At 69.7% G+C, this 15,476-nt stretch carries 12 protein-coding genes; 1 reads left to right on the top strand and 11 read right to left on the bottom strand.

The genetic code is table 11. The features are described from left to right. Window positions 1–39: 39 nt before the first annotated feature. From M2317_RS07175 to gabT, 5 genes are all read right to left on the bottom strand, one after another. Window positions 40–1,512, bottom strand: coding sequence for an NAD-dependent succinate-semialdehyde dehydrogenase (locus M2317_RS07175; RefSeq protein WP_429458685.1), 1,473 nt, complete (start codon window positions 1,510–1,512; stop codon window positions 40–42). 32 nt (window positions 1,513–1,544) lie between these two features. Further along, window positions 1,545–3,089 (bottom strand): APC family permease, encoded by a 1,545-nt coding sequence (locus M2317_RS07170; RefSeq protein WP_429458683.1) that lies wholly within the window; start codon window positions 3,087–3,089, stop codon window positions 1,545–1,547. Then, on the bottom strand, window positions 3,089–3,973 hold the full coding sequence (locus tag M2317_RS07165; RefSeq protein ID WP_429458681.1) for a universal stress protein: 885 nt from the start codon (window positions 3,971–3,973) through the stop codon (window positions 3,089–3,091). The genes M2317_RS07170 and M2317_RS07165 overlap by 1 nt, the downstream gene beginning before the upstream one ends. Further along, window positions 3,973–5,400: a flavin monoamine oxidase family protein gene (locus M2317_RS07160; protein WP_429458680.1), complete on the bottom strand. Its 1,428-nt coding sequence runs from the start codon at window positions 5,398–5,400 to the stop codon at window positions 3,973–3,975. The genes M2317_RS07165 and M2317_RS07160 overlap by 1 nt, the downstream gene beginning before the upstream one ends. Before the next feature lie 127 nt (window positions 5,401–5,527). Next, window positions 5,528–6,901 carry a 4-aminobutyrate--2-oxoglutarate transaminase gene (gene gabT / locus M2317_RS07155; RefSeq protein WP_429458678.1) on the bottom strand — a complete coding sequence of 458 codons (1,374 nt, stop codon included), beginning with the start codon at window positions 6,899–6,901 and terminating at the stop codon, window positions 5,528–5,530. Window positions 6,902–7,010: 109 nt separating this feature from the next. Between gabT and M2317_RS07150 the strand changes: the two genes are divergently transcribed. Then, the gene (locus M2317_RS07150; RefSeq protein ID WP_429458677.1) at window positions 7,011–8,492 is read left to right on the top strand and encodes a PucR family transcriptional regulator; all 1,482 of its coding nucleotides are present in this window, start codon (window positions 7,011–7,013) and stop codon (window positions 8,490–8,492) included. 95 nt (window positions 8,493–8,587) lie between these two features. On the opposite strand, the gene M2317_RS07145 is transcribed toward M2317_RS07150, so the two are convergent. The 6 genes from M2317_RS07145 to M2317_RS07120 form a co-directional block, all read right to left on the bottom strand. After that, window positions 8,588–9,571 (bottom strand): hydroxyacid dehydrogenase, encoded by a 984-nt coding sequence (locus M2317_RS07145; RefSeq protein WP_429458675.1) that lies wholly within the window; start codon window positions 9,569–9,571, stop codon window positions 8,588–8,590. Then, a complete protein-coding gene (locus M2317_RS07140; protein WP_429458673.1) occupies window positions 9,568–10,236 on the bottom strand; it encodes a DUF624 domain-containing protein in 669 nt (222 codons plus the stop codon). The genes M2317_RS07145 and M2317_RS07140 overlap by 4 nt, the downstream gene beginning before the upstream one ends. 3 nt (window positions 10,237–10,239) lie before the next feature. Then, window positions 10,240–11,160, bottom strand: coding sequence for a carbohydrate ABC transporter permease (locus tag M2317_RS07135; protein ID WP_429458671.1), 921 nt, complete (start codon window positions 11,158–11,160; stop codon window positions 10,240–10,242). Then, window positions 11,157–12,083 (bottom strand): carbohydrate ABC transporter permease, encoded by a 927-nt coding sequence (locus M2317_RS07130; protein ID WP_429458669.1) that lies wholly within the window; start codon window positions 12,081–12,083, stop codon window positions 11,157–11,159. Before M2317_RS07130 ends, M2317_RS07135 begins: the two co-directional genes overlap by 4 nt. 67 nt (window positions 12,084–12,150) lie before the next feature. After that, complete coding sequence (locus M2317_RS07125; protein WP_429458667.1) at window positions 12,151–13,434, bottom strand: ABC transporter substrate-binding protein; 1,284 nt, start codon at window positions 13,432–13,434, stop codon at window positions 12,151–12,153. 56 nt (window positions 13,435–13,490) lie between these two features. After that, window positions 13,491–15,425, bottom strand: coding sequence for a DUF2264 domain-containing protein (locus M2317_RS07120; RefSeq protein WP_429458665.1), 1,935 nt, complete (start codon window positions 15,423–15,425; stop codon window positions 13,491–13,493). Between the last annotated feature and the right edge of the window lie 51 nt (window positions 15,426–15,476).

Below are 15,476 nucleotides of genomic sequence, written 5' to 3'. Positions count from 1 at the left end.
CGTTTCGACTCGCTGTGCTCGCTCGACGAGCGATGAGCCTCAGTTCGGGATCAGGGTGTACTTCGTGGACAGGTACTCGTGGATGCCTTCGAAACCGCCCTCGCGGCCGACACCCGACTGCTTCACTCCGCCGAACGGTGCGGCGGCGTTCGAGACGACGCCCACGTTCAGGCCCATCATGCCGGTCTCCAGCGCATCGATCATGCGGTGCCCTCTGGCGAGGTCCTCGGTGAACACGTACGAGACGAGCCCGTACTCGGTGTCGTTGGCGAGGCGGACGGCCTCCTCCTCGGTGTCGAAGGTCGCGATCGCCAGTACCGGGCCGAAGATCTCCTCGCGGAGGATGTCGCTACCCGCCGCGACGTCGGTGATGACGGTCGGCTCGTAGAAGGTGCCGGTGCCCTCGATCGCGTTGCCTCCGGCGAGGACACGGGCGCCGCGCGACACGGCGTCGCCGACGAGTTCGGACGCCTTCGCGACGGCATCCTCGTCGATGAGCGGCCCGATCGCGACGCCGTCTTCGGTGCCGCGTCCGATCTTCATCGCCCTGACGCGCTCGGCGACCCGGTCGGCGAACTCCTCGGCGACGGCGGCGTGCACGATGAAGCGGTTCGCCGCCGTGCAGGCCTGGCCGATGTTGCGGAACTTCGCCGCCATCGCCCCGTCGACGGCCTTGTCCAGGTCGGCGTCCTCGAAGACGACGAACGGCGCGTTGCCGCCGAGCTCCATCGACACCCGGAGCACACCCTCGGCGGCCTGCGCGATGAGCTTGCGGCCGACCTCGGTCGACCCGGTGAACGACAGTTTGCGCAGCCGCGGGTCCGCGATGATCGGCGCAGACAGCTTCGACGACGACGACGTCTGCACGACGTTGACGACCCCGGCGGGGAGTCCAGCCTCCTCGAGCAGCTTCACGAAGAACATCGTGGTGAGCGGCGTCAGCGCCGGCGGCTTGATCACGACCGTGCACCCGGCGGCGAGCGCCGGTGCGATCTTGCGGGTCGCCATGGCGAACGGGAAGTTCCACGGCGTGATGAAGAACGACGGGCCCACAGGGCGCTGCGAGACGACCATGCGGCCGGTGCCCTCGGGGTTGATGCCGTACCGGCCGGAGATCCGGACGGCCTCCTCGCTGAACCACCGCAGGAACTCGCCGCCGTAGACGACCTCACCGCGGGCCTCGGCCAGCGGCTTGCCCATCTCGAGGGTCATGAGCAGCGCGAGGTCCTCCTTGTGCACCTGCACGAGATCGAACGCGCGGCGCAGGATGTCGCTGCGGGTGCGCGGCGGCGTCGCGGCCCAGGCGTCCTGGGCGGCGACGGCGGCATCCAGAGCCCGGATGCCGTCCTCCGGCGTCGCGTCGGCCACCTGGCGGATCACGGCGTTCGTGGCCGGGTCGTGCACGTCGAACGTGCGGCCGCCCGCGGCATCCTGCCAGGTCCCGTCGATGTAGATCCCTGCAGGAACGCTGTCGAGCAGCGCCTGCTCGTTCGGGGCGAGGGAAGCGGTCATCATCATCTCTCTTTCGTCACTCGTCGGTCGGTTCAGCGGCGGTGCGCGCTCGGCGGGGCGTCCATCGCCAGGGTCTCGCCGCGGAAGAAGGCGGGGCGGCGGATGGCGTTCCAGATCATGATCACGATGCCGACGCCGATGATTGTCACGCCGAGCACGAACACGAGTCCGACGCCGCCGACGCTGGAGCCGCTGCCGTAGTCGGGGTCGATCGAGTCGACCAGCGTCGTGACGAACAGCACCGCGAGGATCATCCCTCCCACGAGCGGGAACAGCAGCGTGAAGAAGAAGCTGCGCGCCGAGTCGAACCACTGCTTGCGGAAATACCACACGCACGCGAACGCGGTGAGGCCGTAGTAGAAGCAGATCATCATGCCCAGCGACAGGATCGTGTCGGTGAGCACGTTCTCGCTCACCAGGCGCATGACGGCGTAGAAGACGCTCGCGACGACCGCCGACACGATCGTGGCGTAGCCCGGTGTGAAGAACCGCGGGCTGACACGAGCGAAGCTCTTCGGCAGCGCGCCGTAGTGGCCCATGGCGAGCAGAGTCCTGGCCGGTCCGACGGCCGTGGACTGCAGGGAGGCGGCGGAGCTCGACAGCACCGCGAGCGAGACGAGGAACGCGAGCGGGCCGAGCACCGGGTCGGAGAGCGCGAAGAACACGTTCGCGGAGATCCCCTCGTTCGCCAGCCCGAGCTCACCGGTGCCGACGCCGGCGAACATCATGAGGCCGATCGAGAGCAGCAGGTACAGGCTCACGACGACGACGACGGTGACCAGTGCTGCGCGCCCCGGTGTCTTCTCGGGGTTCTTGGTCTCCTCGTTCATGGTGAGCACGACGTCCCAGCCCCAGAAGATGAAGATCGACAGCGAGAGGCCGGCGGCGAACGCGCTGAAGGTCGGCACCTCGAACGGGTTGAACCACGACCACGAAAACGCGGTGGGATCCGGGGCGTCGCCCTGCATCGCCTTGACGATCGCGACCACGGCGAACACGACGAGCACGGCGACCTGGAAGCCGACCAGGACGTACTGGAACTTCTGCGTGGTCTGCATGTCGCGGTACGACACCAGCGTCGCGCCGAGCATGAACAGCAGGCAGACGACCACGTTGATGATCGGGTTGAAGGCCAGATCCGCGATGCCGGGGTTGCCGGTGAGCTGCGAGATCAGCAGGAACAGGAACTCCACCGCGATTCCAGCGAGATTCGACAGCACGATCACGGTCGCCGCGATCAGTCCCCAGCCGGTCATCCAGCCGATCCACGGCCCGAACGCCCGGACGCCCCACGTGAACGAGGTGCCGGAGTCCGGCATCACGCGGTTGAGCTCTCGGTAGCCGAACGCGGTCAGCAGCATCGGGATGAAACCGACGAGGATGATCGCCGGCACCTGCGTGCCCACTTCGGCGACGGTCGGGCCGAGCGAGGCGGTGAGCGTGTACGCGGGCGCGATCGTGGAGACGCCGATCACGACCGCGCCGATCACGCCGACGGCGCCCGCCCTGAGGCCCTTCTGCGAGATGCCCGTCGTGACGGTGGATTCGGGCCCCATCGCCCGAGGGGTGCTGGTCATCAGCGGTCTCCTGCTTCGGCGCGGGTGCGCGGTACGACGATCATGGGTACGGGCAGCTCGTGCAGCATCTTCGCCGCCGTCGAGCCGAGGAACAGTCGACGAGGCTGTGCGAGCCGCGACGAGCCGACGAGGATGACCTCGCCGGGGAGCCAGGACAGGTGTGCGACGGCATCCTCGACGCTGTCGCCCACGGCCTGCTCGATCGTGGGCGAGAGGCCTGCGGGGACGGCCGCGGCCGCCTTCTCGAGCACGGACTCCGCATGGCCGTCCTGGACGACGCGGATCGCCGCGGTGTCGAGGCCCGGGGGAACGTCGAACGACATCAGCGACACGAGCCGCAGGGGAACCCCCGCATCCGTCGCGACGGCGGCCGCTTCATCGAGCAGCGCATCAGCCCCTGGCCGGATGCCGATGGCCGCCGTCACCCGCGGAATGGCGTGGTCGTCCTCCTGGGCGAACCCGGCCGGAGCGAGCGCCACCGGAATCGTCGACGAGTGCAGCAGCTCGGAGGCCACGCTGCCCAGGCGATGCCGCCCGAACAGGCCGCCGCCGGCAGCACCCACGACGATCACCCGAGCGCCGAACTCCTCGCCCGCGGCGACGAGGCCGGCCGCGAACGACTCCGCGAAGCGCACGTGACCGGTGCGGGAGAGCTCGGGCGGCAGTGTGGCCGCGGCATCGGACAGCCATTTCCTCGCCTGACCGCGCAGGACGTCCTCGTACGCGCGCTCCGGCGGGACGGCGGCGCTGCGCGTGCCCTCGTTGGGCAGCACCATCACCAGGTGCACCCGGGCGCCGAAGCCCCGTGCGAGGCGCGCTCCGAGCGCCGCGGCATCCGCGCCGGCATCCGTCGCCGTGTAGCCGACGACGATCGCGCCGGTCATCAGCCGACCTCGCCGGCGGCACGACTCGCGTCGACGATGTTCGTCGCCACCAGGTGCCCCATGCGGATGGCGCCGTCGACGTGCTGGTACCCGGCACCGGCCATGTCGCTGCAGGCGAAGTGGATCGGTCCGACCGGAGTGCGCAGGTCCGCCCCGTAGCGGTGCAGGCCGCCGAGGTCGAAGCTGGCGGCGTAGGCGCCGCGCGTCCACTCCTCGCTCCCCCAGTCGCTCTCGTAGTACACGACGGGGTTCTTGGCCTCCGGCCCGTAGTAGTGCGACAGGGATTCGAGGATGCGCTCCTTGCGCTCCTCGGCGCTGAGCTCGAACACGCCGTCGGCGTTGCGGTCGGAGACGAATCCGACGAGCGTTCCCCGCTCATCGCCGTGGTTCGTGTTGTCGTAGGCCTCGTGCGACAGCTCGTACGGGCTGAAGGCGGTTCCGCTGAGCCCTGCCTCGCGCCAGAACGGCCGGTCGTACACGGCGTGCACCTTGATGACGAAGCCCATCGAGATGTGCTGGTGCATCTGGTGCTGCCGGCGCGGCAGGGGCGGGACGAACGAGATGCGGTTGTACAGGATCGGCGCATGGGCGAGGATCGCGAAGCGCGCGCGGACCGTGTGCTCGTCCGTCGTGGCCACCACGCCTGGCCCGCCGGTGCCGGCCTGCCCCGAGCCTGCGGCCTGCCCTGAGCCCGCCGAAGGGTCGCTCCATTCGAGACTCCGCACCGGCTGGTTCAGCAGCACGTCGTCGCCGAGGCGTTCGGCGAGCAGCAGCGGCACCTGCTGCAGTCCGCCGACCACGCGCTTGTCGAGGATGAAGTCGGCGTCGACCAGGTTCGAGTATGACCCGGCTGATGCCGCCATGAGCAGCGACTGCAGCAGCGAGAACGCGTGCGTCGGCTTGGTGAGCATCGCGGAACCGGTGGCGAAGGCGAGATTGCGGACGGCCTCGTCGTCGTCGGTCTGCTCCCGCAGCCACGCATCCCAGGAGATCTCATCCCACGCCTGCGCGTTCGGGTGCTCCCAGGGCCGGTCCGGGTCGATCTCGGCGACCATCGCATCCAGGCGCTCGGTGATCTCACCGATCGCGCGCTCGGTCTCGGGCGCGACCGGGAACATCTCACCGGTGAAGCGACGCGCGACACCATCGGGGCCGACGTAGACGCTGTCGCCGTCGCGGTAGCGGCTGAAGGTCTCGAGTCCCAGTTCGGCGATCGTATCGATCAGCGCGTCCTGGTCGGGCGAGACCCACTGGCCGCCGATCTCCAGCATCGCGGTGTCGATCACGTCGGTCCACAGGCGCCCGCCGACCCGATCGCGCGCCTCGAGGACGGCCACGGAGAAGCCCGCCTTGCGCAGGTCGTTGGCCGCCGTGAGCCCGGCGGCTCCGGCACCGATGACGACGACGTCGCGTGAGATCTCGGCCATGAGGGCTGCTCCTTCGTTGGTTGCGTTGATGGTGCGTCTTCGGATGCTGCGGTTGGTGCGTCTGCGTCGTGCACGCAGTCGCCGGTCGCGACTCGGAATCCCCCGATCCGAGTCGCGACCGGACGTTCTAGGAGGCGGCCGGGTTCGCGGCCAGCGCCTCGGCGATGATGTCGAGGCCCTCGTTCAGCAGGTCGTCGCCGATCGAGAGCGGCGGCAGGAACCGGATCACGTTGCCGTAGGTGCCGCACGTGAGCACGATGACGCCCTGCGCGATGGCGGCCTTCGCAACGGCCGCGGTGAGCGCGGCATCCGGAGCCTTGGTCTCGGGATCCACGAACTCGGCGGCGATCATGGCGCCGTGCCCGCGGATGTCGCCGATCCGCGCATCGCCCTGCTGGATCTCGGCGAGCCGGCCTTCGAGGATCGCCCCGATCTCGCGGGCGCGCTCGATGAGGCCGTCGTTCTCGAAGACGTCGATCGCGGCGAGCGCGGCGGCGCACGCGATCGGGTTGCCGCCGTAGGTGCCCCCGAGACCGCCCGCGTGCGAGGCGTCCATGACCTCGGCGCGGCCGGTGACGGCCGCCAGCGGCAGTCCGCCAGCGATGCCCTTGGCCGTCGTGACCAGGTCGGGCTCGATGCCTAACAGCTCGCTGGCGAACATCGCGCCGGTGCGGGCGAAGCCGGTCTGCACCTCGTCGGCGATGAAGACGACGCCGTTCGCGCGGCACCAGTCGACGATCGCGGGCAGGAAGCCGTCGGCCGGGACGATGAATCCGCCCTCGCCCTGGATCGGCTCGATGATCACCGCGGCGAGATTGTCGGCGCCGATCTGCTTCTCGAGCTGACCGATCGCGCGGGCTGCCGCCTCGGCGCCTGCGAGTCCGTCGCGGAAGGGGTACGACGCGGTGGCGCGGTAGACCTCGGGGGCGAACGGGCCGAAGCCGCTCTTGTACGGCATGGCCTTCGCGGTCAGCGCCATGGTCAGGTTGGTGCGGCCGTGGTATCCGTGGTCGAACGCCACGACGGCCGGGCGACCGGTGTGCTTGCGGGCGATCTTGATCGCGTTCTCGACGGCCTCGGCGCCGGAGTTGAACAGCGCGGTCTTCTTCGCGAAGCCGCCGGGGGTGAGTCGGTTCAGCGCCTCGGCGACCTCGATGTACGACTCGTACGGCGAGATCATGAAGCAGGTGTGCGTGAACTGCGCGGCCTGTGCGGCGACCGCCGCGGCGATCTTCGGATGCGCGTTGCCGACCGTGGTGACGGCGATACCGCTGCCCAGGTCGATGAGCGAGTTGCCGTCGGCATCGACGACGACTCCGCCACCCGCCGCGACGGCGGCCACCGGGATTGTGTGGCCGACGCCGGCGGGCACGGCATCCGCCTTGCGCGCGAGGATCGCGGCCGAGCGGGGGCCGGGGAGCTCGGTGACCAGGCGACGCTCCTGTGGGAGGTCGGGTCCCCCGAGGGGCAGAGCAGCGGTTGCGGTCTCGAGAAGTGCCATGCGGCGAGCGTAGGCCGAGGCGGATGCCCCGCGCACTCGCCGCTCTGTACAATCTGTCTCAGGTGTTCGCCCGCCTGTACAACCCCGGGCGGGGCGGAAAAGGGGTCTCATGGATCAGCCGACGCTGCGAGCGCTCCTGGGACGCCGCGACCTCGGACTGCGCCTGATCTCGGACGAGCGGACGCTGCCGGACGGCGCCCTGGATCTGCCGCTGCGCTGGGTGCACTCCTCCGACCTGGCCGATCCGACGCCGTTCCTCGCCGACGAGCTCGCGCTGCTCACGACCGGATCTCAGTTCGACACGGCCGACGGCGTCCATGCCTACGTGCGGCGGCTGCACGAGCGCGGCGTCGTGGGACTCGGGTTCGGCACCGAGGTGCACCGCTCCGGCATCCCCGACGAACTGATCGCCGCGTGCGCCGCCCTTCGGATGCCGCTGTTCGAGGTGCCGTACGACACCCCGTTCATCGCGGTGGCGCGTGCGCATTCCGAGGCGATCGCCGCCCAGGCCTACGCCCGGCGGACGTGGGCGCTGGACACGCAGCGCGCTCTGGCGGTGGCGGCCCTGCGCCCGCGCGGCCTGTTCGCGACGCTGACCGAACTCGCCAGGCGCCTGGAGCGCTGGACCGGGATGTTCGACGCCGCCGGCGTCCTCGTGCACGAGCATCCGCAAGGCCTGCTCGCCGCGGCGGATGCCGAGGTCCTCGCCGCCAGGGCGACCGACCTCATCGCGCGCGGGGGTCAGGCCGGCCAGTCCCTGACGCTGGGGTCCGAGTCGTACACGCTCTTCACACTCGGCCGGACCGGGCACCTGCGCGGCGTCATCGCGATCGCGACGGCATCGCTGGATGCCGAGGCGCGCGCCGTGGTCACCTCGGTGATCGCGATGGCGGGCCTCGCACTCGAGCAGAACGAGCAGTTCGCGCGCCGCCGCCGGCGCCTGCACGCCCAGGTGCTGGCATCGCTGATGCTGGACGACCCGACGCTCGCGCGTCGCGTGCTCGGCTCGCTCCCGCACGCCCCGATCGTCGTCGCCGTGGCGGATGCCGACGCACCCGTCGAAGCGCTGGAGGAGTGGTGGGAGCGGACGAGGACGGATGCCGGGACGGCACTGTTCGGCGCATCGACGGACGACGGCGTCGTGATGTGCGCGTCCGCGGAGGACGCCGGCGTGTTCGACGAGATCGCCGAGCGGTTCGGCATCCGCCTCGGAGTCTCCGAGCCGGACGGATACGCGGCGTTCTCCCGTGCGCACGCTCAGGCGCTGGCCGCGCAGCGGCACGGCGGCACCGGGGCTGTGCGCTATGCGGACACGGTCGCGTCGAGCATCCTGTCCGCGTTCGCGACCGACGAGGCTCGGCTGGTCGCCGAGGCGCGGCTGGCACCGCTGCGCGCGCACGACGGGTTGGAGGAGGCGCTGCGGGTGTGGCTCCAGCACGACGCGCGGTTCGAGCAGGCGGCGGTCGCGCTCGGCATCCATCGCCACACCCTGCGCACGCGCATCGCGCAGGCGTCAGCGCTGCTCGGCACCGACCTGTCGACATTCCCCGCCAGGGCCGAGTTGTGGGCGGCGCTGCAGACCGTGCGGTGACGGCCCACCTATTCGCGAGACTTACCTTGCGGGGTGAGATTTGGCCAGCCTGGCCCCGTCTCACCCCGCAAAGCACGTCTCGCGGGGATCAGGGGCTACGCGCTGACCTGCATGTCCCGGCGCGTGATCGCCCAGGGCAGCGTCTCCCCCGCGAGCAGCGCCTCGACGTCGTCGAGGGCGGCGTCCGCGAGCCGTCGCACGTCGGTGCCCATGGACCCGGCGATGTGCGGCGTCAGCGCGACGTTCGGCAGGTGACGCAGCGGAGCATCCACCGGCAGCGGATCGGGATCCGTCACGTCGAGCACCGCGCCGATGCGCCCGGATGCGCACGCATCGAACAGGGCGTCGTGGTCGATCAGCGATCCTCGAGCGGTGTTGATCACCGTCGCCCCGTCGCGCAGGGCCGCGAGCTCGGCACGACCGATCATGTGATGGGTCTCCGCCAGCGCCGGCGCGTGCAGCGACAGCACATCCGCCCGACGCAGCAGTTCGGGGAGCGTCACGAGCTGCGCCCCCGACTCGGCGACCGCCGACGCATCGACGACGGGATCGGCCACGACCACCGCGACATCGTCCATCTGACGCAGCATCTGCACCACGCGGCGTCCGATCCGCGAGAAGCCGACGATGCCCACCGTGCGCCCCGCGCTCCCGTAGGCGGCGGACGTCACGAGATCTCCCCACCCGAGGGACTCGCGCTCCTGATTGCGGACGTGCGCGAACGCGCGCTTGAAGGCGAGCACGATCGATGCGAACGCGAACTCCGCGACCGGCACCGCGTTGGCGTCCGCCGCGGAGGTGACGACGATCTCCCGGTCCCACAGCTCGTCCGAGACGAGATCCTGCACGCTGCCGGCGGCATGCACGACGGCGCGCAGTCGCGGCATCCGATCCAGGGCCGCCGCGTCCAGCCGCGGCGCGCCCCAGGAAGTCAGCAGGATCTCGGTGTCGCCGACCGGTCCGTCGTCGAACCGCAGCGACGCCGCCGAGCTCAGCGAGATCAGCCGCCGCATCCGCGGTTCGTCGAAGAGCAGGTCGAACACGTCGGCGCTCATCGCCGTGCGCACGACACCGCTCACGCCTGCACCTCGGCGAGCTCGAGCACGGGACGCAGCGCGTACCGGCCGTTCGCCCAGACGACGTAGAGCGCCGGCGCCGCGGTGAGTCCGATCGCGATGGCCGGCATGGTGGTGAACAGCGCCGCCTGCACGCCGAGCACTGCGAACGACAGCGCCGTCAGATACCAGCGCCGGATGCCGAGGTACAGCGCCGCCTTGACGGCATCCCGCATCCGCGCCGTCGGCACCTCGGCGAGCGCACCGAGTCCCACGAGGCCCGCCGCCAGGGTCACCAGCGTCAGGATCGCGAGGACGGGGATGACCACGACGGATGCCGGGGTGTCGGCGACCGCGCGGACATCCACGAGCAGGACGACGAGGAGCGCCGTCCCGACGAGGCCGAGCAGCATCGCCTTGCGCCAGGTCGCCTTCCAGCCGCGCCAGAACGCGCGGACCACCTGCGTCTCACCCGCGGCGTTCTCGCGGAACGCCGCGAACGCGCCGGTCAGTGCGGGTGCGGCGAGCGGAGCCGCCAGCGCGAGCAGCGGCCAGGAGTGCGCCGGATCCGTGGTCATGAGCAGCACCACCAACGGCGCCGCCGCCACGAGGACGAGGAAGTTCACGGCGAGGCCGAGGTAGACGACCCCGAGGATCGTCGCCCAGGTGCTGTGCGAGACGCGCTTCATGGTTCAGCCCTTCATCCCGCTGGTGGCGATGCCCTCGACGAAGTACTTCTGCCCGAGCAGGAAGATGATCGCGATCGGGATGACCGAGATCGTGAGTCCTGCGAACAGCAGCGCGTAGTTCGTGTCGAAGAGGTTGCTCACGAAGCTCTTGAGTCCGAGCTGGATGGTCCACAGATCCGGGTTGCGCAAGTAGATGAGCGGCCCGAGGTAGTCGTTCCAGGTGTTCACGAAGGTGAGCAGCGACAGGCTCGCGATGGCCGGGACCGACAGCGGCAGCATGATGCGGCGCCAGATGCCGTACTCGCTGAGGCCGTCCAGACGTGCGGCCTCGCTGAGCTCTTCGGGGATCGTCTCGTAGTACTGCTTCATGAGGAACACGCCGAAGGCGCCGAACGCCTGCAGCAGGATGATCGCCCACAGCGTGTTGGAGACCTTGAGGTTCGACAGCAGGATGAACTGCGGGATCATGTACGACTGCCACGGCACGGCGATCGTCCCCACGTAGATGAGGAAGAGGATGTCGCGACCCGCGAAGCGCATCCGGGCGAATCCGTACGCGGCGAAGGAGCCGGTCAGCACCTGCAGGAAGGTGACCGACACCGCCAGGATCAGCGTGTTGCGGATCCACGTGAGCATGTCCGCCTTGGTCCAGATGTCGATGTAGTTCTGCCAGACGAAGGTCTCGGGGATCCACACCACGGGGACCGAGAACACCTCGTTCGCCGTCTTCAGGGAGCTCATCAGCATCCAGAAGAACGGCAGGAGCAGCCCGACGGCGAAGACGGCGAGCGCGAGGTAGCCGAGGACCCGGCCGACGCGGCGGCGCGTGGATGATGTGCCGACGCGCGAGCGCCGCGGGGCCGGATCGGTCAGCTTGCGCAGCGGGCGGCGCCCGGTGACCAGGAGTTCTGTCTGAGTCATCATGCGCTCCGCTTCTTGTTCCACAGGAACTGCCCGATGGTGACGAGGATGCAGAGGAAGAACAGCGCGACAGCGGCGGCGGACGCGTAGCCGAACTGCGATTCCTCGAAGCCCTTCTTGTAGATGAACTGCGACAGCACCAGCGTCGCCTGGCCGGGTCCGCCGTCGGTCATCACGAGGATCAGGTCGAAGATCTTGAACGAGTTGATCGTGAGCATGACGGTGACGAAGAACATCGTCGGCCGCAGGCACGGCAGGGTGACGTTCACGAACCGCTGCCACACGCTCGCACCGTCGACGCGCGCGGCCTCGTGCAGTTCACGCGGGACGGTCTGGAGCCCGGCGAGGAACAGGATCATGTAGTAGCCCATGTCGCGCCAGGTCGACACGATCACCACGGCGGGCATCGCCCACTCGGGCGAGGTGAGCCACCCCGGCGGGTTCTGGATGCCGATGGCCCGGAGGATCTCGTTGATGGGGCCGTAGTCGGGACTGAACAGCAGATTCCACACCACCGCGATCGCGACGATCGAGGTGATGTACGGAAAGAACGCCGCGGTGCGGAAGAACGCGACGCCGCGCAGCTTGTTGTTCAACAGCAGCGCCAGCCCCAGCGACACGACGATGGTCAGCGGGATGTGCATGACCGAGTAGTAGATGGTGTTCCAGAACGCGATGTGGAAGCTGCCGTCGCCCAGCAGCCGCTGGAAGTTCGCGATCCCCACCCAGTCGGCCTTGCCGAACACGTTCCAGTTCGTGAACGCCATGTAGAAGAGGATCAGCACGGGCAGCAGGGTCAGGAACCCGAACCCGGCGAAGTTCGGCAGGATGAAGCTCCAGCCGATCAGCGCGTTGCGGCGGCGCAGCGCCGAGCGGCGGCGCTTCAGCGGGACTGGTGGTGCCTCGGGGGCATCCGTCGTGGTCATGTCGTCTCCTGTGGGCAAGCGTGGAGTGTGTCGGGGACGGCCAGCGCAGCGGGCCGCCCCCGGTCGATCAGTCGAGGCCGACTTCGCTCTTCACGCGCTCTTCGGCGGTCGTGATCGCGGCATCGATCGGCTCGGCTCCGGACATCACGGCGGTGTGCAGATCCGCGAGGATGCCCTGGATCGTGGCGGTCTTGCTCGAGGTCGGGTTCTCGGGCAGGGTCTCGTGCGTCGCCCACGCGAAGGCGGACAGTTCGTCGGTGGGCGCGCCCTCGACGCCGAAGTAGGTCTCGGCGATCGCGTCGTTCGTCAGCGCCGGCGTGATGCCGATGCCGGCGAGCAGCTGCGCGGCCTCCTCCGATGCGGCGAACTCGAGGAACGCCTTGGCTGCGTCCGTCTTCGCGGAGTCGATGTTCGCGTTGATGCCGAACCCGGTCGGGTCGCCGAAGGTCACCGGCGTGTTGTCGGTACCGGCGGTCGAGTCGTCGAGCTGCGGCACCGGAGCGATGCCCCACTCGAAGTCGCCGGCCTCACCGGAGGCCTGCTGCGCGATCAGGGTCGCGGTGTACCACGTGCCCATGAGCAGCATCGCGGCCTTCTGCGTGCCGAATTCGCCCTGGTAGGTCAGCTGGTTGGCCTTGGCGGTGTTGAAATCGACCTGCGCCCCGGCATCCTGCAGCGCCAGCGTGTTGTCGTAGTAGTCCTTGAGGTTGCTGAAGTCGCCCTCGAGGATGTCGGTGCCGGTCTGCGCGTTCGCGAAGCCCTGCACGGTGGACTGCCAGTTGTGCAGGTAGGCGCCCTTCGAGGCATCCGTCGTCAGCGCCTCGGCAGCGGTCGCGTAGTCCTCCCACGTCCAGGAGCCGTCCGGGTACTCGACGCCCGCGGCGTCGAACAGCGCCTTGTTGTAGAAGAGCACCCACGAGTCCTGGCGGTATGGCACCGCGAACGCCGTGCCGTCGACCTCATAGGAGCTCGCTCCCCCGATGCCGTCCGGCAGCGCCACGTCGGAGACGTCCAGCAGCTGACCGCCCTCCTGGAAGGTGGTGACGTACTTGACCTCCTTCTGAGTGATGATGTCGGGGCCGGAACCGGCGGCGAGGTCGGCCGTCACCAGCGTGTTGTACTCAGCAGGGTCGTACTCCTTGAGCTCGACCTTCACGTTGTCGTGCTTCTTCTCGAACTCGTCGGCCAGCAGCTGGAACTCCGGCGTCGTCTCGATGCTCCATGCGGAGACGTTGAGCGTGACCGGCGCGTCCGGATCGGCGGTGCTCTCTCCGGAGTCTGCGCTGCAGCCGGCCAGGGTCAGAGCCGCGACAGCTGCGATGCTGCCCGCGGCGAGGATCTTGCGGTTCATGGGGTGCTGCTCCTTTGCGATTGCGTGGGCCCAGGGATGGGTCGGGTACCGGACGGTCAGTCGGTCCGGGGGTCTGTCGGTCGTTCGGCGGCCAGATCTGCGCTGGCCAGACCCGCCGCTGTGCGGATGCCGTCGTGCCACGTGACGGCGACGACGTCGCCGGCGACGTCGACGTCCGGCGCCGCAGCGATCGAGGAGTCTCCCGCGAGCCGGACGGCCGTGGCGATCCACCTGCCGACGACCGGGGCGTACGTGATCACCGGCACGCCGGCGACCGGGCCGAGCGGGCTCGCCTCGAAGCGCTCCTCGACGCTGGGCGTTCCCCCGGGCGTGAGCGCCACGATCTCGCTGACCCGGCCGTTCGCCGCGGCTCGCGCGGTGACCCCTGCGGCCTCCATCGCCACGGCATCCGCTGCGATCGCCCAGCCGCCGATGCGCACGGCCGCAGGCTCCGCACCCGGCTCGAGGGAGTCGATGCGCACCAGGCGCACCTCCCAGGATCCGCGGACGATGGAGACCGTCGTGATGGCGCCGGCGAGCGCGACGTCGCCCGTGATGCCGGAGCCGTGGCGCACCTGGACGGCGGCCGGGGCGATCCAGTGCGCCCGCGCGGTGGATCCGGCGATCGCGGCGTCGCCGTCGCGGCGGACGCCGAGCAGTTCCATACCGGCACGATGCGTCGCGCGGCCGTCGATGTGGACCAGTACCACTGACTGCTCGAGCGGCTCCTGCCACGCATCGCCGTTCAGGAGCGGGCTCGCGGCCGTGGAGTAGCCGATCCTCGTGTACAGCGGCGAATCCCCGACGAGGTCGCCGGCGTTCGCGTGGTCGGTGCCGTGGTTGATGACGCGGACGATGCCGTCGTCGTGCGTGGCCGAGATGATCCAGCCTGGACTCTCCACGACCCGGAGCACGTCGGCGGTCTCGACCGGCAGCGTGGCGGGTTCGGCAGCCCACACCGGATGGTCGGCGGGGAGGGCGATCCCCAGCATCCCCTTCACGGCCCAGTAGGGCGAGCCGGTGCCGGAGTAGTTCTGCGCGAGGCGGCGCCATTCTCCGTGCCAGCCGAGGTCGAGCAGGCCGTCGGCGTTCGGAACGCCGTGGTCGGCGAAGTGCGACACGATGCCGGATGCCGCGCGGCGCAGTCGTCCGAGCGGAACCGACGGCACCTCGGCGAAGGCGCCAGCCCAGAACGGGGCGGCGGCCGCGAACCGGTAGACGAGGCTGCGGCCCTGGATGAGCGGCGATCCGTCGCCGCCGACGAGTGCCACGGCATCCTGCAGATAGGCGTCGAGGCGGGCGACGTCGTTCGCCGTCCGCCCGTCCGCCAGGTCGGCGGCGCCCTGCATGCGCGCCCAGAGGATCGGGTACAGGTGCAGCGCCCAGCCGACGTAGTGGTCGTACGAGCGCTCGTCGCCGTCGGAGAGCCAGCCGCCCTGCCGGACGAACGAGTCGTGCCTAGCGAGATCCGCATCGATGTCGGCCGGGGACCAGGGGCCGCCGACCGAGCGCAGGAACGTCTGGACCACGATGCGGAACCAGACCCAGTTCGTCTGCGGGTAGGTGTCGTCGCCGACCACGGGTGCCAGATAGTCGATCAGCCGCCCCTGCGTGACGGCGTCGAGGCGGTCCCAGATCCATGGGCGGGTCATGTCGAGGATCAGCGCGATCGACGCCGCTTCGACCTTGGCCTGCGCATGCTCGTCGAGACGCACCCAGCGGTCGGGTGCCTCAGGGTCGACACCGGCGACGATGCCGCGGGAGTAGTCCGCGATCAGCTGATCGACGCCCTCGCCGCGGGCACCGGCGATGCGGAATCCGGCGAGCAGGAACGTACGGGCGAAGCCCTCGAGCCCGTCGACGTCGCGCCCGTAGCCGCCGGAGGCTCCGGGCGGCGTGATGCGGGCGAAGTTCTCGGATGCCCAGACGCGGGAACCGTCGAGAAGGCGGTCGGCGAACGCGAGCCAGTCCTCGCGGGTCCAGTCGGGCACGGATCTCTCCTTTGAAATGCGGGCGGTCTGGTCGGGTGGATTGACCGCTTT

Origin of the sequence: Microbacterium sp. ZKA21, from assembly GCF_050434165.1 — a bacterium.
Classification (GTDB): Bacteria; Actinomycetota; Actinomycetes; order Actinomycetales; family Microbacteriaceae; genus Microbacterium.
Note: the sequence above shows the minus strand (reverse complement) of the source record. Positions and strands in the feature narration are given on the sequence as shown.